The following is an 18,467-nucleotide window of genomic DNA, read 5'->3' as shown; positions in this document are numbered from 1 at the left end:
GTCGCCTCCAGGACCGAACGCAGAACGGGCAGACCAGCACTAGCTCTTCGAAAAGGCCAAGAAAATTCGCTAGGTTATTATCAAGCCGACCCGGCGCCGTCAAGGGTCGGCGGCCGCCCGGGCGCGTTTTTTCAAATCCTTTACAAAGCTTTTACCGGCGCGCGACCAACATCGTCCCCGAGAACCGTATCTCAATTGCTGGTAGCAAGGCCGTCCGCAAAGGCGGTAAACAGAAAGGGAGGGGCCTATGTTCAACGCAAGAAGCCACTTCGCGCCGCTCGCGCTCGCCGCGGCCGCGGTCCTCGCGGCGGAGATCGCCACGGCGGAACAGATCCGCCTCGACGTCGCCGTGAGCAGCCCGGTGATGCTCGCCGGCTCGGCACAGCGGGCGTACGTCAAGGTGGGGCTCACCGGGTTCCCGCTCATCGGGACAGGCCGCCGGACGCCGACGAACGTGTCCATCGTGCTCGATCGCTCGGGCTCGATGTCGGGCGAGAAGCTCCGCAAGGCCAAGGAGGCCGCGCTGCTGGCGATCGACCGGCTCGGCCCGGACGACATCGTATCGGTGGTCGCGTACAACCACACCGTCGACGTGCTCGTCCCGGCGACCAAGGTGCGCGACAGGGAGGAGATCTACCGAAAGATCCAGAGCCTCCACGCGGCCGGTGACACGGCCCTCTTCGCGGGGGTCAGCAAGGGCGCGCGGGAGGTGCTCAAGTTCGCGGAACGCCACCGCGTGAACCGTATCGTGCTCGTCTCGGACGGCCTCGCGAACGTCGGCCCGAGCAGCCCGGGCGATCTCGGCGACCTCGGCTGGTCGCTCGCGAAGCAGGGGATCTCCGTCACGACGATCGGCCTCGGCGAGGGGTACAACGAGGATCTCATGGTCGCGCTCGCCGGCCAGAGCGACGGCAACCACGCCTTCGCGGAGAACGCCACGGATCTGGCGCGGATCTTCGGGCACGAGCTCGGGGACGTCCTGTCCGTCATCGCGCGGGAGCTGACCGTGCGGATCGACTGCGCGCCCGGCGTCCGCCCGATCCGCGTCCTCGGCCGGCGGGCCGAGATCAACGGCCGCCAGATCGTCACGACCCTGAACCAGCTGTACGCGGATCAGGAGAAGTTCGTGCTCTTCGAGGTCGAGGTCCCGGGGCGCTCGGCCGGCTCCGAGCTCGAGATCGCGACCGTCGACGTCCGTTACGCGAACACGGTCTCGCGGACGACCGACGTGCTCGGCAGCCGCGCCGTGGTCTCCTTCTCGAGCTCGTGGGCCACGGTCGAGTCCGGGCAGAACAAGGGCGTGCTCGTGGCGAGCGTGGAGCTGCTCGCGAACGAGGCGAACAAGAACGCCGTCGCGCTGCGGGATCAGGGCCGGATAGAGGAAGCGGAGGCGGCGCTCGAGGCCAACGCCGCGTTCCTCGACAAGGAGGCCGCGCGCTACAAGTCCGAGCAGCTGCGGGGCCGGGCGGCGTCGAACCGCAAGGCGAAGATGAAGCTCGCGCCGAGCGAGTGGAACAAGCAGCGCAAGGCGATGGCCGACGACGCGTTCCAGCTCGAGAACCAGCAGGCATGGTAACGGCGCCGCGAGGACGCCTGCGCTGAGGAGGCGCGCCCCTTGAAACCCCGGCTCGCCGTCGCCTTCATCGCCCTCGTCCTCGTCCCGCTCGCGGCCGTCGTCTGGCTCACGATCAGGAACGCCGAGCACGAGAAGAGGGCGCTCGCGAAGAACGTCGACGCGCTGCTGCTCGCGGAGCTCGAGGCGATCGCGCGGCAGCTCTCCGCGTCGATGGAAGCCCGCGCCCAGGCCATGTTGCGGGTGCTCGACGGGCTCGACGTGGACGCGGCCGCGATCCGCGAGGCCGTGCGCAAGGAGCCGTCGATCCGGCAGATCTTCGTGGTCGGCGCGGACGGGCGGCTCGCGCATCCGCCGCTCGACGCGCCGCGCAACGACGGCGAGGAGGCGTTCCTTCGGCGCACCGAGCACATCTGGACGGCGGAAGAGTCGTTCTTCAGGCCGGTCGACCAGCCCGACCCGAAGGGGACGACGGCGCGCGCGCCGGGGAACCGAGGCGGCTGGTACACGTGGTACTGGGGACGCGACGTCAACTTCATCTACTGGCGGCTCGACGACGAGGGGCGGATCCGCGGCGCGGAGCTCGATCGGATGGCGCTGCTCGCCGGCCTGGTCGGAGAGCTTCCCTCCACGCACGCCGAGGCCGCCGGCGATCGATCGAGCCGTATCGAGCTCGTCGGCACGGACGGGTCCGTGATCTACGCGTTCGGCGGCCACACGCCCCTCGCGGGGGCCGCCCCGCGCGTCTCGAAGGAGCTGGACGCGCCGCTCGCCTCCTGGCGCCTGCGCCACTACCCGAGCCCCGGCCTCGAGGGAAAGGAGCTCGGGCGCGGCGCGAAGCTCGGCGCGTTCGCGGCGGCGTTCGTCCTCGCGCTCGTGGTCGTCGCCCTCGCGATCTATGTCTTCCGCGCGGCCGGCGCCGACGCGCGCGAGGCCCGGCGGCGGGTGACCTTCGTCAACCAGGTCTCGCACGAGCTCAAGACCCCGCTCACCAACATCCGGATGTACGCCGAGCTGCTCGAGGAGGCCGTCGACGAGGACGACGCCGAGCCGCGGCGCTACCTCGGCGTCATCGTCTCCGAGAGCCAGCGCCTGAGCAGGCTGATAGGGAACGTGCTCAGCCTGGCCCGCAAGCAGCGGAACAAGCTCGGCGTCCGCCCCGCCGAGGGCCGCGCGGATCTGGCGATCGCGGCGGTGCTCGATCAGTTCGCCCCGAGCCTCGAGGGCGCCGGCTTCGAGGTCGTGCGGGAGATCGCGCCCGACGCGAAGTCCCTCGTCGACGAGGACGCCCTCGGCCAGATCGTCGGCAACCTGGTGAGCAACGTGGAGAAGTACGCGGCCGCCGGCAAGCGGCTCTCCGTGCGCAGCCGCCGCGACGGGGACAAGGTCGTCGTCGAGGTCGCGGATCGCGGCCCGGGGATCCCGCGGAGCCAGCGGGAGCGGATCTTCGCGCCGTTCGTCCGCCTTTCGGACGACATCTCCGAGGGCGCGAGCGGCACGGGCATCGGGCTCGCCATCGCTCGGGAGCTCGCCCGCCTCCACGGCGGCGACCTCGAGCTCGAGCCGCGCGAAACCGGGGCCGCGTTCATCCTGACGCTGTACGCACCCCTCACCACGGGAGAAGGACCATGATGACCGTGCTCATCGCCGAGGACGACGACCACATCCGCAAGGGGCTCGCGGAGATCCTGCGCAACGAGGGGTACACCGCGATCGAGGCCGCCGACGGGGTGAGCGCGCTCGAGCAGCTCGCAACGACCGCGCCGGACTTCGTGTGCCTCGACATCATGATGCCCGGGAAGAGCGGCTACGACGTGTGCCGCGAGATCCGCGCCGGGGGCTCCACCGTGCCCATCGTGTTCATCAGCGCGAAGTCGGAGGAGATCGACAAGGTGGTAGGGCTCGAGCTCGGGGCCGACGACTTCATCGTCAAGCCGTTCGGCGTGAAGGAGGTCGTGGCGCGCATCCGGGCCGTGACCCGCCGCTGCCTCGCCGCGCGTCGGCCGCCAGAGCTCCCCGCGAGATTCGCGATAGGCGATCTCGAGGTCTCGCCGGACGAGCTGCGCGCGCGCCGCGGCGACGAGACGATCGAGCTGTCGCTGCGCGAGGTGAAGATCCTCGAGCTGTTCTCCCGCAACGTCGGCGTGGTGCTCGAGCGGGACGCGATCTTCGACGCGTGCTGGGGCGAGAAGTACTTCCCCCTGAGCCGCACGCTGGACCAGCACGTCGCGAAGCTGCGCAAGAAGATCGAGCCCGATCCCAAGCACCCCGAAATCATCCGCACCGTGCACGGAGTCGGGTACCGGTACGACGGGTGACCGCACGGAAGTTGGACCGAGGTGCGGCGGCTCGCTGTCACCCTGCGCGCCGACTTGTGGTAGAGTTTCCGGGTCAGGAGGTTTTTCCATGAGGCACGATCGCATCACCCGGGATCCCGCACAGGCGAACGGGCAGCCCTGCATCCGCGGAACGAGACTGACGGTTCGCCGGGTCGTGGAGGCTGTGGCGCTCTATCCGGACCGCGAGCAACTGCGCCGCGAGTATCCGGATCTCGAGGACGAGGATGTCCGTCAGGCGCTGGCCTACGCGGCCGCGATGCTCGACGACAAGCTCCTCCCCCTTTCCGCGTGAGGCATGAAGCTCCTCCTCGATCAAGGTCTGCCGCGATCTGCCGTGGACGGTTTACGCCGGGCCGGACACGACACCATGCACACCGGGGAGGTCGGGCTCGCGAGCGCGAGCGATTCCGAAATCATCGAGCATGCCCGACGCGACGGCTGGGTCATCGTCACGCTCGACGCTGACTTCCACGCGCAAATCGCGCTCGAGGACGTCGCCTCGCCGTCCGTGATCAGGATCCGGGAAGAGGGATTGCGCGCGGAAGCGCTCGTGCAGCTGCTGTTGAAAGTGATCCAATCGTGCGGCGACGATCTCGCCAAAGGCGCCTTCGTTTCTGCGACACGAGAACACGCGAGGGTTCGCACCCTGCCCATTGGGAAGTGAATCGAGCGCGACCCCAAGCACCCCGAGATCATCCGCACCGTGCACGGAGTCGGGTACCGGTACGAGGGACAGCTCGCGCCGCGTTGACACTGCCCGAGCGGGCCGGTAGGCTCCCCGCCCGAAACGTCGAGGAGCGGGAACGGATGTCGCATCGAACTCGAGGGGCCATCATCGCGGGCGCGGGCACGCTCGCGCTCGGCCTGCTCATGTTCCTGCCGCGGACGCTGAGCATCGGCGTCGGCCTCGGGATCGCCCTGACCGTCGTCATCATCGTCGGTCTCCTCGACCTGTTCGGCGCGCTTTCGATGGAGCGCCCCGAGAAGCCGGAGAAGGCGGCCAGGTCGACCAAGGGCGCCAAGGGCGCCAAGGCCGCGAAGCCCGCCAAGCAGCTCCGCGAAGCGGCGCCGCCGGCGTTCGACCTCGCGGGCGCCTCGCTCCCGGTCCGGATCGCGGCGAGGTTCGACGTCCGGTTCCTGTGGGTCGGGCTCGGTCTTCTCGCGGCCGCGGCGTGCAGGTTCTCCGTGGCGGGGACGATGGGCGCCGCGGCGCCGTGGTCCGGCCCGGTCCTCGCGATCGCGGGCGCCGCCGTCCTGCTCGTCGGCTACGCGCGCGGCCGGAAGAGGCCCTTCGACGGGGATCTCCACGAGGGGCTCCTCGTGCTCTCGCTCGCGACCGCGACGGTCATGGCGACGCTCGGCAGCCAGGGGCTGTGGGACTGCTGGGAGACGCACTACGGCGAGGTGGCGCGGCGGCAGCTCGAGCAGGACGACTGGATCAGCCTGTGGTGGGAGAACGAGTGGTTCTACTCCAAGCCGATCCTCATCTTCTGGATGATGAACCTCGGCATGGCGCTGTTCGGCGTCCGCGTCACGCCGGATCAGATCTCGTCACACGCCGAGTGGGGCGTCCGCTTCCTCGTCGGCGCCCTCGCGATCGCCGTGCTGTACGGCGTCTACCAGCTGCTCGCGCGCCGCGTGTCGCGCCGGGCCGGCCTGTTCGCCGCGGCGATCCTCGGCACGATGCCGCTCTTCGGGTTCATGGCGCGCCAGGCGATCACGGATCTCCCGTTCGTCGGGCTCATGACGCTCGCGTTCGTCTTCTTCCTCCTCGGGATCACGGCCGATCCCGCGGCCGAGGTGCGCCCCGTCCGCGTGCCGCTCCCGCGCGGGCGCGGGATTTCGCTCTCCGGCTTCCACGCGCTCGTCGCCGGCCTCGTCGCCGCCTCCGTGCCGCAGTTCGTCTACCTCGCGACGCGCAGCGCGGTGTTCCGTTCGGGCTCGCTCGGCCGCGGCAACCTCCGCAACGTCACCTCGCAGCTCACCTTCCTCGACGGCAAGCTGTCCGACTTCGTCTCGTCGGTCCTCGGCTTCCCCGTGGGCGGCGCGGTCGACATCTCGCTCACCTGGCTCGTCGTCGGGATCGCCTACGCGCTGCCGTTCGTCCTCATCCTCTACACGATGCGCCGCGAGCGGCGCGTCTCGAGGCTCTGCTTTCACGCGACCTACCTCGCCCTCGCCCTGTCGTTCATGGCGAAGGGGCTGCCCGGCCTCGTGGTGCCGATCCTCGGGCTGATCGGCCTCTGGATCGACCGCGTGCCGTGGCCGGGGCGCGCGAAGGCGGAGGGCGGGCCGTCGTTCGTGCGGTGGCACCTCGGCCTGCCGCGGCGCCTCGATCTCGGGCGCGGCATCCCGCTGTTCCTCCTCGTGGCGACGCCGTGGTACGTGGCGATGCTCCTCCGCCACGGGATGGCGTTCATCAACCGGTTCTTCATCCACGATCACCTGAAGCGGCTGTCCTCGGGCGTGCACGGCGACGTCGGGACGTTCCTGTACTACGCGAAGCAGCTCGGCTACGCGGCGTTCCCGTGGATCGGGCTCCTGCCGTTCGCCCTCTTCGCGTGGGCGCGGCTCCGGTCGGAGGACGCCGCGGACCGCCCGCGCAGGACGATCGCGCTCTTCTCGAGCTCGCTGTTCATCTTCTCCTTCGCCATGTTCGCGGCGATGGTCACGAAGTACCACCACTACATCCTCCCGCTCCTGCCCGCCGCAGCCATCCTGATCGCGCTCAAGCTCGACGACCTCTGGCAGGGGCGCGTCCGCGCGGTCGGGGTCGTCGCCCTCGTCGCCGTCGCGTCGATCGCGCTCGTCGTCCGGGATCTCGCGCAGCCGGCGGGCAGCGGCGTGCTCTCGGGGTGCGCCCAGCTCGTGGGGCTCTTCATCTACAAGTATTCGCGTCCGTACCCGGCGGGTGTCGAGTACGACATCTCGAAGGAGATCATCGTCTTCGGCGCGATCTTCGCGGCCTCGATCGGCCTCTGGCTGCTCGCCCGGTGGCGGCGCGCGGCGATCGCGCTGACGCTGATCGCGTCCCTCTCCTTCGGCCACTGGCTGACCCAGCACCACATGGTCTCGCTCGCCCCGCACTGGACGCAGAAGCACATCATCGACACGTACTACGCGCAGCGGCGATCGGCGGCCGAGCGGCTCGTCGCCTTCCAGATGAACTGGAAGGGGGAGAACTTCTACACGGGCAACCGCGTCGTGGTGCACGTCTCGACGAAGAACAAGAACTTCGAGGCGTGGGTGGACAAGCACCGCGGCGAGCGGCACTTCTTCATCACCGAGGAGAGCCGCTTCTCCCGCATGTCCAAGCGCGCCGGCGCCGCGAGCGGTCCGCTCGAACGCTTCGCGAACGACACGTGCAACAAGTACGAGGCGGGCTGGGCGGACGAGCTCTGATCCGCTAGCGCTTGCGCTTCTTCTTGTGCTTCGGGGCGGGCTGGGTCTTCTTGGCCGCCGGGGTCTCGGCCATCGTCGTCTTGACGACGGGCTTCACGGCGGGCGTGGCCTGCGCCGGCGCCGGCGGGTTCGCGGGCTTCGCGGGCTTCACGGGCGCCCCCCGCTGCATCGCCGCGGCCCTCCTCGCCGGGAGGAACTCGGCGAACTCCTTGTCGCTGAACTCGGCCTCGCGGGAGGGGAGCGACGTGTCGACGTACTCGCCGACCGCGCCGGCGATGTAGGAGAGCACGTTCGCCTCGCTCTGGAGGAACCCGCTCGCGCGCGGGCTGTTCAGCAGCTCGATGGCGCCGATCGTCTTGCCCTCGAACTGGATAGGCGCGCACACGACGTTGCGCGTCCTGAAGCTCGTCGCCTTGTCGAACTCGTCGTGAAACCGCGGATCGTTCTCGGGATCCGACACCGTGACCACGGCGCCGGCCCGCGTCGCGAAGCCGACGATCCCCTTGGTGAGCGACATGCGCTTGCCCTGCAGCGACTGCGCCACCGCGCCCTGGGCGGCGGCCACGTACAGTTCGTACTTGCCGGGCGTGATCAGCATCGTGCTCCCGGCCTCGCACTTGATGAACTCCTGGGCCAGCTTGAGGGCGAACTCCGCGACCTTGTCGTGATCGCGGAAGGAATAGATCTCGTGCATGCGCTCGAACACGTGGAAGAACACGTCGTCGAGCACCACCCCCTCGCCGGTCTGGCGCTTCTTGACGGGCTCCTTCGCGCGGAGATCGATAGGGGTCTCGGCCACGACGGGCGCGGGGGCGACCGGCGCCGGTGCCGGGCGCGGGGCGGAGGCCACGGCGTCGACGGACGGCCTCACGACGGCGACCCTGGGGTTCAAGGCCGCGACCAGGGGGATCGGGTCGGGCTCGCGAGCGGGCGGCGGCGCGGCGGCCGGCGCGGGCTCGGTGATCGCCGCCGGAGCTGCGGCCGTCTCGGGGGCGGGAGGCGGGACCGAGGCGCGCGTGAACCGGATCTCCTCCGATCCGGAGAGCGGGAACTGGATCCTCGCCTTCTTCGGGCTCCACTCCTTCCACTCCAAGGCGGCGATCGCGGGGCGCTCGAACCGGCCCTCGAACTCGTGGTCGAAGATCTGCACCGCGACGAACATCTTCGCGTCGCCGGTCGTCCCCATCGCCTGCAGCCGCTCGAACACGGCCAGCGCGAGCCGCGCCGCGGAGTCCTTGTCGGTTCCCGGCGCGACCGCGATCATCCGTTCCCGGTAGAAGATGCCGCTCGCGTCGTCGGGGGCCTCGTCACGCCGGAAGAAGCCCTTGCATCGCGGAAGGTCGGACGGGAGCCCCTCGACGGCGGCGTCCGGCGCGACGGGCTCCTTCTTCGCGGGAGGGGCGGCCGCGGCTAAAGCGTTCGCTCCGTAGCTCCCCTCGGCCGACGCGCCGTCCAAGGGCTTGAGCGTGAACACCTTGCGCGTCACGAAGTCCGTGACGTGGACGCTCCTGTCCGGCTTGATGTTGCACGTGAGATTGGAGATTAGCTGACCGCCGGAACCGTGCTTGTTCAAGCTCGAGCGGAGGGCCGAGAACCAGTTCTCCGCCTCGACGGTGACGGTCTTGGACGGTGTACCGCCGTCGCCGGGAACTACCACCTCCCAAAGCATCCGCGTCGTGCCTCCGTCATCCGCAGCGGTCGCCGTCATCATCGCGGCCGGTTCCCGGGCGGGTTGAAACCTAGAATACGGTGAGAGATGCGTCAAGGTCTGCGTCCATTCCGGCCGTCCGCGGCGCCGATGCGTCGGACGAACACCAATAGTAGTGTCTTCGGGCGCGCAAACGGGCCGGAAAAATCCGCCCGATTCCCGATCCTGCCATGGACTGGGACCTCCCGCCGGGATATAGGCTCGGCGATGCGGCCGAGACTCGCCATATCCTTGGGCGACCCGAGCGGGATAGGGCCCGAGATCGTCGCCGCGACCCTCGAGCGCGGGGGGGAGCTCGCCGACGTCGCGGTGTTCGGCCACTGGCCCTCTCTCGCGCGCGCCCTCGCGCGGTTCGGCGGGCCTCCCCCCTCCGAAGTCGTCGACGCGCTCGCCGGCTCGCCGCCGCCCGGGGCCTGGATCGCGGTCCACACCGGGACAGGCGACCTCCCGCTCGACGCGCCGTGCGCCGCCGGGGGCGAGTCCCAGATCCGCGCGGTCGCGGCCGCCGCGGACGCCGTCCTCGCGGGGCGCTGCGACGCGCTGGTCACCGGGCCCGTCTCCAAGGCGGCGATCGCCGAGGTGCGCCCCGGCTTCACGGGCCACACCGAGTACCTCGCGGCGCGCTGCGGCCTCGGCCCGGACGACGTGACGATGATCTTCGCCGCGCGGACCGTCGCGATCGGCTTGATCTCGACGCACGTCCCCCTGCGGCTCGTGCCCGAGGCGCTCACCGCCGCCCGCTGCGAGCGCACGCTGCGCCACCTCGCGGAGCTGCTCTCGGCGCTCGGGAAGGGGCCGCGGCCGCGGATCGCCATAGCCGCGCTGAACCCGCACGCCGGCGAGGGCGGGCTGCTCGGCGCGGAGGAGAACGAGATCCTCGCGCCGTTCTGCGAGGCGCAGCGGGGCTCGTCGATCGCGGAGATCTCCGGACCGATCCCCGCCGACGCTATCTTCCGGGACGCGTTCGCCGGGGCGTACGACGGCGTGATCGCCGCCTACCACGATCAGGCGATGATCCCGCTCAAGCTCGCGGGCTTCGGCAGGACGGCGAACGTCACGGCCGGGTTGCCGTTCGTCCGGACGAGCCCGGATCACGGCGTCGCGCGGGACATCGCCAGGACCGGCCGCGCCGATCCGTCCGGGATGCGGCTCGCGATCGACACGGCGGTCGATCTCTGGCGCGCGCGCCGCGAGAGGGAGCGGCGATGAGCCGGATCGTGCGCTGGACCGACGCGGAGCGGCGGGCGCTCGGCGCGCTCGAGAGCCCGGGCGCGATCCAGGCGTTCCTCGACGGCCTCGAGTACAGCGCCGATCCCTTCTACAGGTCGCCGCGATCCGTCCTGCGCGATCGCAAGGCGCACTGCTTCGACGGCGCCGTCCTCGCGGCGTGCGCCCTCGATCGGCTCGGCCTCCCGCCGCGGCTCCTGGATCTGCGGGCCGTGAACGACGACGACCACGTCATCGCGGTGTTCGAGCGGCGCGGCCTCCTCGGCGCCGTCGCGAAGTCCAACTTCGTCGGGCTGCGCTACCGCGAGCCGGTCTACAGGACGCCGCGGGAGCTCGCCCTCTCCTACTTCGAGCTCTTCTACAACGTCGACCGCGAGCGGACGCTCCGGAGCTTCTCCGCCCCGCTCGACCTCTCGCGCCTCGATCCCCCCGGCTGGCGGATCGACGACGCGGCGATGGACGCGATCGCGGACGCGCTCGACCGGGCCCGCCACACGCCGCTCCTCTCCGACGCGGCGGCGCGAGAGCTCCTCCCGATGGACGAGCGCTCGTACCGCGCCGGGATGATGGGGATCAACGAGGCGGGGCTGTACCGGAAGAAGGGTTAGTATCTCGGGCCGCAAGTCCGTTCCTGAATAGCCAACCCGGTATAGGAGGCAGCGTTCCTGAGCCTGTCGAAGGGCGCGGCCGGGTCAGGCGTCGGGTTGCGTGGACAAGGAAAAGCCCGCGAAGCTTCCTCCGCGGGCCTGGGTGGGTATGCGGGGTGGAACGGGGCGTCACGCGGCCTCGGACTCTTCCTTGGACTTTCGGTTCCGGCCGCTCGGACGCTTGAAGCGCTCGAGCTCGGCCAGCACCGCCTTGTCCTTGCGGAACGCCATGCGCGCCGCGCTGAGGACCGCCACGAACCGCGCGTAGCGCTCCTCCTGCCGGAGGCCGAACGTCTCGTGCAGGGCGAGGAACTGGCCCATCAGGACGTCGTGCTCGGCGCGCTCGGCGCGCTGCGACTCGGCGTCCGCGGCGAGCTGCTCGGTGCTCGCGCCCGGGAAGCTCCAGCCCTTGGCCAGGAGCAGTTGCACCAGGGCGAACAGCATGTCGTCGAACACCTTCGTGGGGTAGTAGGTCCGCCTGACTTTCACCATCACAGACTCCTTCTTCCTTCTGTCCGCCCGCAGCGAACGATTCGAGAATCGCCCCTGCGAAAGGCGGGGTTGTTCCGACCTTCCGGTCGGGTTTTTCTGCGGCCGCGCGCGTTTGGCCGTCGCTCAGGCCCTATTGCAATCGCGGTGCCAATGCGCTGTGCGCCCGATGAGCGCGGCTGATCGGATTTGCATCACCGGCTGCTCCGCGTTGCAGTAGTGGCTGTGTCGCGATGCAGCAGTGGCTGTGCAGCGTTGCCACGCGACTGTTCCTCTTTACAGTAGTGGCTGTTCCGCGTTGCCACGCGACTGTTCCGCGATGCAGTAGTGGCTGTGCCGCGATGCCACGCGACTCTTCCGCTTTACAGCAGTGGCTGTGTCGCGTTGCAGTAGTGACTGTTCCGCGATGCCACGCGACTGTTCCGCTTCACAGTAGTAGCTGTTCCGCGATGCCACGCGACTGTTCCGCTTCACAGGTGTGGCTGTTCCGCGTTGCCACGCGACTGAATGTCCGCGCTTCGCGCTGGATGATCGTCACCGTCGTCTCGTTCGGCGGATCGACCCGGCATGTTCGGCGGTTCGGTGTGTCGAAATTTCACACTATGTGGTGTGAAAAAAAGCAACACCTCGGCGAATGACCCGAAGCGATCCCTGGCGGGGCTCGGCTGCTCCCCTTCCCGCGCCGGGAAGGGGACGGGGGATGGGTTTCGATCCCGCGCCGGGAAGGGGACGGGGGATGGGTTTCGATCCTTCGCCAGGGTCGGCCCGCTTCTTGCTCTTCCCCCTCGCGTGAGCGAACGCGGACGGAGAGGAAGATGCACCACGGAAAGGTCAGCGCCAGGATCGCGAGAGGGCTGCTCGCCCTGCGCCGGCGGATCGACGCCGCGCGGATCCCGCCCTCGGCGCTCGACCAGAGCATCAACGTCGCGGTCTGGAACATCCGCGAGCTCGGCAAGACGCGGCGCGAGCAGGCGTCGATCCACTACATCGCCGAGATCCTCGGCCAGTTCGACCTGATCGCGCTCGTCGAGCTGCGCGACGATCTCGGGGAGATCAGCCGCGTGCTGCCGATCCTCGGCCCGAGCTGGGATCTGGTCTACTCCGACTGGACGGCGGACTCCGGCGGCAACCGCGAGCGCACCGCGTTCCTGTTCGACCGCCGGGCCGTGGCGTTCACCGGCCTCGCCGCCGAGGTGGACGCGCCGCGGTCGAAACGCGGCGAGGAGTACCTGGCGCAACGGTCGTTCTGGCGCGCCCCGTACATGTGCTCGTTCCGCGCCGGCAACTTCGACTTCATCGCCATCGCCGCGCACGCCCGCTGGGGCAAGGGCACGGCCGGCCGCGAGGCCGAGCTGGCGATGCTGGCCGGCTGGATCGACGACCGGTTCGCGGGCAGGTACGCCGAGGACCACGACCTCATCGTCATGGGCGACTTCAACACGCCGAGGATCGGCGACGACCTCTTCACCGCGCTCACCTCCCGCGGCCTCATGATCCCGGCCGCGCTGCGCGAGCTGAAGGTCGGCGACAAGGCGATCGGCGGATCGAACCTCAACAAGGACATGCGCTACGACCAGATCCTGCACCTGCCGACGATGCGGGAGCGGTTCTCGGAGCTGGGCGGGGCGTTGGACTTCTATATAGATGAAGAGCACATCAAGGAGCTGTACCCGGGCAAGGGCTACGACGCCCGCAGGTTCAGCTTCCAGCTGTCCGACCACTTTCCGATCTGGATCCAGGTCAGAACCGACATCGACGGGCGGAGGCTGGATCAGATCGTGAGGAACGGGGGGCGGTAGGAGGGGGGCGTATGATGCTATCAGAAAGTGGGGATGTGGATGGGACCTGGCGCATAGTCCGGATAAACGCACTTTCGTTCCAGCAAGTTGTCATAAGATATCTTCCGCGACAAAGTTCGACCCCTCCGGGACTATATCACAGCTCGGAGAGCGGGGAGCGGGCTGGGTGCGCAGTCGGTATACGTACCGCGCGCGGTTCATCCCCGCGTGTGCGGGGAGCGGGCCCAGGTTGGACGAACGACTGGCTCAACGTACGGTTCATCCCCGCGTGTGCGGGGAGCGGGCGTAGAACTGCCCGACCTCGGCCGGGACCGTCGGTTCATCCCCGCGTGTGCGGGGAGCGGTCCCGCTCCTCTTCGCGGTGCGTCTCCTTGTACGGTTCATCCCCGCGTGTGCGGGGAGCGGCTGTACGCGCCGCTTGGCTACACCGAGGCCGACGGTTCATCCCCGCGTGTGCGGGGAGCGGCGCACCGCAGATGGAGTTGGACATCCAAGGGACGGTTCATCCCCGCGTGTGCGGGGAGCGGTTATACCACCTCTTTTTAGCCTGCGCATCACTCGGTTCATCCCCGCGTGTGCGGGGAGCGGGGCCCGAACCACGACCTCCTCGCGTGGGGGTTCGGTTCATCCCCGCGTGTGCGGGGAGCGGGTGACGCGACAGCGGAATGACACGCCGGTGATCGGTTCATCCCCGCGTGTGCGGGGAGCGGAAGATCGTCGGGCTTGCCAATGAACCGCCCGCCGGTTCATCCCCGCGTGTGCGGGGAGCGGGCGTCCGTGAGATTCCGATCGCGCGTAAAGAGCGGTTCATCCCCGCGTGTGCGGGGAGCGGTGCCGCCCTCGCGTCGCTCACATCGTTGACTGCGGTTCATCCCCGCGTGTGCGGGGAGCGGGTCGGTGTCGGTGTCGGTGTCTGAACCTGCATCGGTTCATCCCCGCGTGTGCGGGGAGCGGAACCCGTTTTCAAAAGTTGCCGCGGGCACAACCGGTTCATCCCCGCGTGTGCGGGGAGCGGGATTTAATGGTGTGGCCCCGCGAAGACAGGGGCGGTTCATCCCCGCGTGTGCGGGGAGCGGGACGCGGCGCGAAGCCGCGCTATCTCCGCATCCGGTTCATCCCCGCGTGTGCGGGGAGCGGTCCAGGTAGGTGTTCTCGTCGCGAATAACCAACGGTTCATCCCCGCGTGTGCGGGGAGCGGATCATCGCGCTTTCTTCGCCTAGGCTCGCCAGCGGTTCATCCCCGCGTGTGCGGGGAGCGGGACAGGTTCTCATTCCGTGTCATCGTCGTCATCGGTTCATCCCCGCGTGTGCGGGGAGCGGTGAACAATGTTTTGGTACATCAATTCACTTTGCGGTTCATCCCCGCGTGTGCGGGGAGCGGGTCGGCTCCGTCTTTTCGTCCACCCACTCCACCGGTTCATCCCCGCGTGTGCGGGGAGCGGACTTCGAAACTACTCGGATTTCTCTCGTTCGACTACCCCTATGTCTCCACCTCCTCCTCTGTGCTCGCTGCTTCAGGCGATCCACTCGTGCCGACCCGGGTTTCGCGATGAGGTCGACGAACAAGGAACAGCCCTTCAACATCGATGACTTCGTTGGACGGCTTCCCGGCGTACCTGACCAGGAACCCCTGTTCGTTGGGCCAGGTGTGCACGAGGATGACGCCGCCGCGGTCGCCCATCTTCTCGCAACACTTCGTCCACAGCGCCTCGCGGACGACAGCGGAGACATGGCCGATGTACACGCCGGCCCGGATCTCCATCAGCCAGCGCGATAGCTCGCCGCGGAGGGACGCGGGGGTCCGCTCAAGCGAGATCAGGATCATAGTTCGTCCCTCCTACCACCTCCCCTGTCTCCGGATCCCAGAGCGCGCCGGGCGGATCGTCCGCCGCGTCGAGACACCCTTGCGCTCGCTCGACGTCGGCCGGCTCGACGCGCATCAGGTCGTCGATGTCGGCGACCACGCGCTCCAGCACCTTGTGCCGGAAGAAGGCGTCCCGGCAGGCGAGGCGCACCTCGCGCTCCATGCCGCCCGTCTGCCCGGCTCGGGCGCAGCGCCCGGCGATCTCGAAGGCGACCGGGACGACAGTCTCCACGCGGTACAGGTCGGCAACGTCGTAGACAAAGGAGAGCATCTTGCCCGTGTGGATGAACCCCAGCGCCGTCGAGTAGCCCGCAGCGGCGCATGCGCAGTGACAGATCCCGTAGAGGCAGGACGCCGCGGTCGAGAGCGTGCGGTTCACCGGGTCCGCTCTGCCCCAGTCGTCGCGGGAGTAGTCGCGGCCCTTCCACACGACGCCGTGCTCCGCGGCGGCGCGGGCGTAGGCGGTGCGAACGCGCACTCCCTCACGGCCGCGGATCTGGGCCAGCGTGATCCCCGCGGGCAACTCCTCGGCGAACCGTTTCTCGTACATCTTGAAAACCACGGCGAGCCGCGCCGCGGGATCGGCGTGGAGCGCGGCCTGGCGGAGAAGGCGCACGGCGCTCCGCGTTTCTCCGAGCCCCTGGGCGTACAGGCGCACGCCGTTCTCGCCGACCCAGAGCACCGAGCACCCGCTTTCCGCTAGGACCTTGATCGCCTCGTGCGTGATCGACGTCCCGGGGCCGAGCATGATCGCGCCGAGCGCGGCGGCAGGGACGTGGGTTTCACCTCCCTTGTCGAACACGGCGACGGCGCCTTCCGCGCGTTCGACCTTGGAGTGCTCGAAGTAGACGAACGACAAGCTGTCTCTCAATTTGGGAAGTTCCTTTAAGTTCTTCATGGATCTCACCTTTCGATTCGAACCAAGCGTTGCATTCGAACGGTACGGTTATTCGGTTTTCAAAGAACGAATGGCCTTGTTAGCCACGCGCGAGGCTGAGGAGGCCGAACCCCAGCCCCTTGGCCGGGCCGATGCCCGCGCGGATCGCCGCCACCGCACGTACGGCATCCTTCACCGCGAGCGCTCCATCCGCCCGGACCGACAGGAACGTCATCTTCCGCTCGCTGGAGACGTCCCGCTTCACGGCCGCGACCTTCCCCTCGTCGACGAGCACCGCGCCGAGCAGCTCCATGCCCGCGGCGTCGAGTTTTCGTGCCAGCCACGCGCGCTGCGCCTCCTCTCCGAGCTTCGGGAGGCGTTTCCCCTCGCGCTGGAGGGTCGGGTTGAACCGAAGGCGGAAGCGGAGCCGTCGCCCGGCGGAGAGCTTCGGCTCGAAATCCTTGCACTCCGAAGAGAGGAGGGCGAGGCGGTCCCAGAAGGCCACACGGCTCCAGTCGGGGCGTGGCTCGCTCTGGACGAGCACGACGACCACGTCGCCTGGATCCTGCGGCTCGACGCGGAACAGGACCCGCCCGCCGCCGCCGCGGATCTCCGGAGAGAATGCCTGTAGCAGCCCCTGGTGCAGCAGGTACGGATTCGCCAGCACGCGTTGCACGTCCAGGGACATCGGTGACGCCTTGAGCTTGCTCAGGTACATGGCGCACCGTCCTCTCCGACCGGCAGCGCGCCGATCCTGACCTTGCGCAGGGCGAACCGCCGCGCGTCGGACACGAACGAAACCGGCACGTCCTGCCGCGTCTCGCCCTCCTCGCCGAACGGCACCTCGATGACGGTGCGCATCGGCGTGTCCCTCGCGTCGCGCTGCGGCGCGGCGATCCGGGGGTAGCCGCGGAGCGCCTCTTCCAGGCCGACCCCGCGGCGCAGCCCGTCCGTGAGCTGCACCGGCTCGCCCGGCACGAACGCTTTACGGCCGAGGAAGATCGGCCACCGCGGGTCTCCCAGCGCCCGCTGGATCTCCTGGAGAAGCGCCTCGTCATCTCCCTCCAGGCCGACGAGGAACGCGGCGTCGGCGAGGTAGTATCGGTTCGACACCACCGTTCCGGCCGGCGCCTTGGGGTCCGATTTCCGCACCTCCAAGGCCGTGTGGTAGTCGCGCATCACGACCCCCTCGCGGTCCGCCCGCACGCCGAGGCGCAGGGAGGCGAGGTTGTCGAGCGCGGCCTCCCGCGGCCGCCCGAGCGCGGCGCAGATCAGACCGATCACTCCGCTCTTGGTCGGCTCGCGCTCGGTGTCGCGCTCCGAGAAGCGGCTGCGCGAGCCCCACGACTGCATGGGGCCGGCGCACCGCAGCAGCAAGGTGCACTTGATCATGGCAGCGTCTCCACCACCTGCTTCACGAGATCGGCGACGGGCGTGGGCTTGGCGTCGTAGCTGCTGCTGGCGATCTTCAACGCGATCGAGTCGGCTCCGTACATCGCCTCCAGCTTTGCGAGGTGCGCGCCGAGCCGCTCCACGGACAGCTCGCCGATGTCCTTCCCGGCGTCGAGCGGGCGGACCGGCTTCATGAAGGCGTTGGCGAGGTTCCACGCGGCACCGCCGTTGCGCACCACCGCCATGACGTAGAGCGGCGGGTTGAACGCGGCCATAGAGTTCTGCTTGCCGGTCGGCACCGCGGCGATCGCCGCCTTGAGGAACGCCTCGACCGCACGCTTCGCCGCCGCCTTGTCGGATCCCATGTTCCCGGCGAGCAGGTCTGCGTTCACTACCGCATATCGGTAGAAGCAGGCGCTGGTGAACTCCACAACGCCCATCATGTCGGCGCCCTGGTTGTCGTTCGGCTTGAGGTCGTCGACCGCGGTGTAAAAGTCCATCTCCATCGCCACCTCGTTCGTGCTCAGAGCGTGGGCGACCTGGCAGGCAGCGTCGATGTTCTTCTCGGGCATGTCGGCGAGCATCCGACCAAAGAGCGCGAGGTCTGCAGCCTTGCCCGACCCGAGGATCCCGGTCATCTCGTCCCGGATCGCTTTGGGCACGCTCTCCTTGGCCTCCCTCTTCTCCTCTTTGGCCTTCTTCTTCTTGCCCTCGACCTCCGCCTTGGGCGCGGTGAGTGCGAGGAGTTCGTCCCAGTGGGCGACGCACACGTCGGCGATCTTCTTCAGCTCGTCCTCGCCCACGTACAGGAGGTACTGGGTCTTGCCCTCCTCGACCACCTTGAGCTCCGCGCCCGCGAGCGCGACCGTGACGACCTGCTTGGCGGCCTCCAGGTCCTTCCCCCTGGCCGCCAGGCGCCCGCCGATCTCGTCCACGATGCGCTTCGTGCGCACTGCGAGCTGGTCCTTGGGAATCAGGTTCCCCTCCTTGAACTGCATGCGCATGGCGCGCTTCAGGCACTGGCTGGAGACGCGGGCGCGGCGGTAGCCGCCGAACACGCAGTCCTTGGGCGAGTTCGTGTCGTCCCGGTTCAGGCAGGACGGCGCGAAGTTCTGGATGATATGAAGCTCGACGAACATCGGGGTTCTCC

Annotated in this window: 16 protein-coding genes and 1 CRISPR repeat array; of the genes, 9 read left to right on the top strand and 7 right to left on the bottom strand. The window is 68.9% G+C overall.

The genetic code is table 11. The features are described from left to right. Positions 1 to 247 precede the first annotated feature (247 nt). The 6 genes from M0R80_05835 to M0R80_05810 all read left to right on the top strand — a co-directional run bounded on the left by M0R80_05835 (position 248) and on the right by M0R80_05810 (position 7,314). Entirely contained in the window at positions 248 to 1,576 is a 1,329-nt protein-coding gene (locus tag M0R80_05835; protein ID MCK9459140.1) for a VWA domain-containing protein, read from the top strand. A 39-nt stretch (positions 1,577 to 1,615) separates the two neighbouring features. Beyond that, positions 1,616 to 3,205 carry a HAMP domain-containing histidine kinase gene (locus M0R80_05830; GenBank protein ID MCK9459139.1) on the top strand — a complete coding sequence of 530 codons (1,590 nt, stop codon included), beginning with the start codon at positions 1,616 to 1,618 and terminating at the stop codon, positions 3,203 to 3,205. Next, complete coding sequence (locus tag M0R80_05825) at positions 3,205 to 3,891, top strand: response regulator transcription factor (GenBank protein MCK9459138.1); 687 nt, start codon at positions 3,205 to 3,207, stop codon at positions 3,889 to 3,891. The genes M0R80_05830 and M0R80_05825 overlap by 1 nt, the downstream gene beginning before the upstream one ends. An 88-nt stretch (positions 3,892 to 3,979) precedes the next feature. Beyond that, positions 3,980 to 4,204: a DUF433 domain-containing protein gene (locus M0R80_05820; GenBank protein MCK9459137.1), complete on the top strand. Its 225-nt coding sequence runs from the start codon at positions 3,980 to 3,982 to the stop codon at positions 4,202 to 4,204. A gap of 3 nt (positions 4,205 to 4,207) precedes the next feature. Then, positions 4,208 to 4,576 carry a DUF5615 family PIN-like protein gene (locus tag M0R80_05815; protein ID MCK9459136.1) on the top strand — a complete coding sequence of 123 codons (369 nt, stop codon included), beginning with the start codon at positions 4,208 to 4,210 and terminating at the stop codon, positions 4,574 to 4,576. A gap of 143 nt (positions 4,577 to 4,719) precedes the next feature. Next, a complete protein-coding gene (locus tag M0R80_05810) occupies positions 4,720 to 7,314 on the top strand; it encodes a glycosyltransferase family 39 protein (GenBank protein ID MCK9459135.1) in 2,595 nt (864 codons plus the stop codon). Between the two features lie 4 nt (positions 7,315 to 7,318). Here M0R80_05810 and M0R80_05805 read toward each other — a convergent pair whose 3' ends face one another. Next, positions 7,319 to 9,025, bottom strand: coding sequence for a GAF domain-containing protein (locus M0R80_05805; protein MCK9459134.1), 1,707 nt, complete (start codon positions 9,023 to 9,025; stop codon positions 7,319 to 7,321). A 204-nt stretch (positions 9,026 to 9,229) separates the two neighbouring features. Here M0R80_05805 and pdxA point away from each other — a divergent pair, with 204 nt between their 5' ends. Together pdxA and M0R80_05795 are read left to right on the top strand one after the other, a co-directional pair. Then, complete coding sequence (gene pdxA, locus M0R80_05800) at positions 9,230 to 10,231, top strand: 4-hydroxythreonine-4-phosphate dehydrogenase PdxA (GenBank protein MCK9459133.1); 1,002 nt, start codon at positions 9,230 to 9,232, stop codon at positions 10,229 to 10,231. Beyond that, positions 10,228 to 10,857: a hypothetical protein gene (locus tag M0R80_05795; GenBank protein ID MCK9459132.1), complete on the top strand. Its 630-nt coding sequence runs from the start codon at positions 10,228 to 10,230 to the stop codon at positions 10,855 to 10,857. Before pdxA ends, M0R80_05795 begins: the two co-directional genes overlap by 4 nt. Positions 10,858 to 11,025: 168 nt before the next feature. On the opposite strand, the gene M0R80_05790 is transcribed toward M0R80_05795, so the two are convergent. Next, entirely contained in the window at positions 11,026 to 11,388 is a 363-nt protein-coding gene (locus tag M0R80_05790) for a hypothetical protein (GenBank protein MCK9459131.1), read from the bottom strand. Positions 11,389 to 12,200: 812 nt separating this feature from the next. Here M0R80_05790 and M0R80_05785 point away from each other — a divergent pair. Next, positions 12,201 to 13,184 (top strand): endonuclease/exonuclease/phosphatase family protein, encoded by a 984-nt coding sequence (locus M0R80_05785; protein MCK9459130.1) that lies wholly within the window; start codon positions 12,201 to 12,203, stop codon positions 13,182 to 13,184. A 132-nt stretch (positions 13,185 to 13,316) separates the two neighbouring features. Then, a CRISPR array of direct repeats spans positions 13,317 to 14,626; the repeat unit is 29 nt; unit sequence CGGTTCATCCCCGCGTGTGCGGGGAGCGG. A gap of 38 nt (positions 14,627 to 14,664) precedes the next feature. Here M0R80_05785 and cas2e read toward each other — a convergent pair. The 5 genes from cas2e to cas7e all read right to left on the bottom strand — a co-directional run bounded on the left by cas2e (position 14,665) and on the right by cas7e (position 18,456). Next, positions 14,665 to 15,009 (bottom strand): type I-E CRISPR-associated endoribonuclease Cas2e, encoded by a 345-nt coding sequence (gene cas2e, locus M0R80_05780; GenBank protein ID MCK9459129.1) that lies wholly within the window; start codon positions 15,007 to 15,009, stop codon positions 14,665 to 14,667. Then, positions 14,990 to 15,946, bottom strand: coding sequence for a type I-E CRISPR-associated endonuclease Cas1e (gene cas1e, locus M0R80_05775; protein ID MCK9459128.1), 957 nt, complete (start codon positions 15,944 to 15,946; stop codon positions 14,990 to 14,992). Before cas1e ends, cas2e begins: the two co-directional genes overlap by 20 nt. Before the next feature lie 79 nt (positions 15,947 to 16,025). Further along, positions 16,026 to 16,643 carry a type I-E CRISPR-associated protein Cas6/Cse3/CasE gene (gene cas6e / locus M0R80_05770; GenBank protein ID MCK9459127.1) on the bottom strand — a complete coding sequence of 206 codons (618 nt, stop codon included), beginning with the start codon at positions 16,641 to 16,643 and terminating at the stop codon, positions 16,026 to 16,028. Further along, complete coding sequence (gene cas5e / locus M0R80_05765; GenBank protein ID MCK9459126.1) at positions 16,634 to 17,317, bottom strand: type I-E CRISPR-associated protein Cas5/CasD; 684 nt, start codon at positions 17,315 to 17,317, stop codon at positions 16,634 to 16,636. The genes cas6e and cas5e overlap by 10 nt, the downstream gene beginning before the upstream one ends. Next, positions 17,314 to 18,456 carry a type I-E CRISPR-associated protein Cas7/Cse4/CasC gene (gene cas7e, locus M0R80_05760; GenBank protein ID MCK9459125.1) on the bottom strand — a complete coding sequence of 381 codons (1,143 nt, stop codon included), beginning with the start codon at positions 18,454 to 18,456 and terminating at the stop codon, positions 17,314 to 17,316. Before cas7e ends, cas5e begins: the two co-directional genes overlap by 4 nt. Positions 18,457 to 18,467 lie beyond the last annotated feature (11 nt).

The sequence above is a fragment of the Pseudomonadota bacterium genome (genome assembly GCA_023229365.1).
Lineage (GTDB): Bacteria > Myxococcota_A > Polyangia > JAAYKL01 > JAAYKL01 > JALNZK01.
Note: the sequence above shows the minus strand (reverse complement) of the source record. Positions and strands in the feature narration are given on the sequence as shown.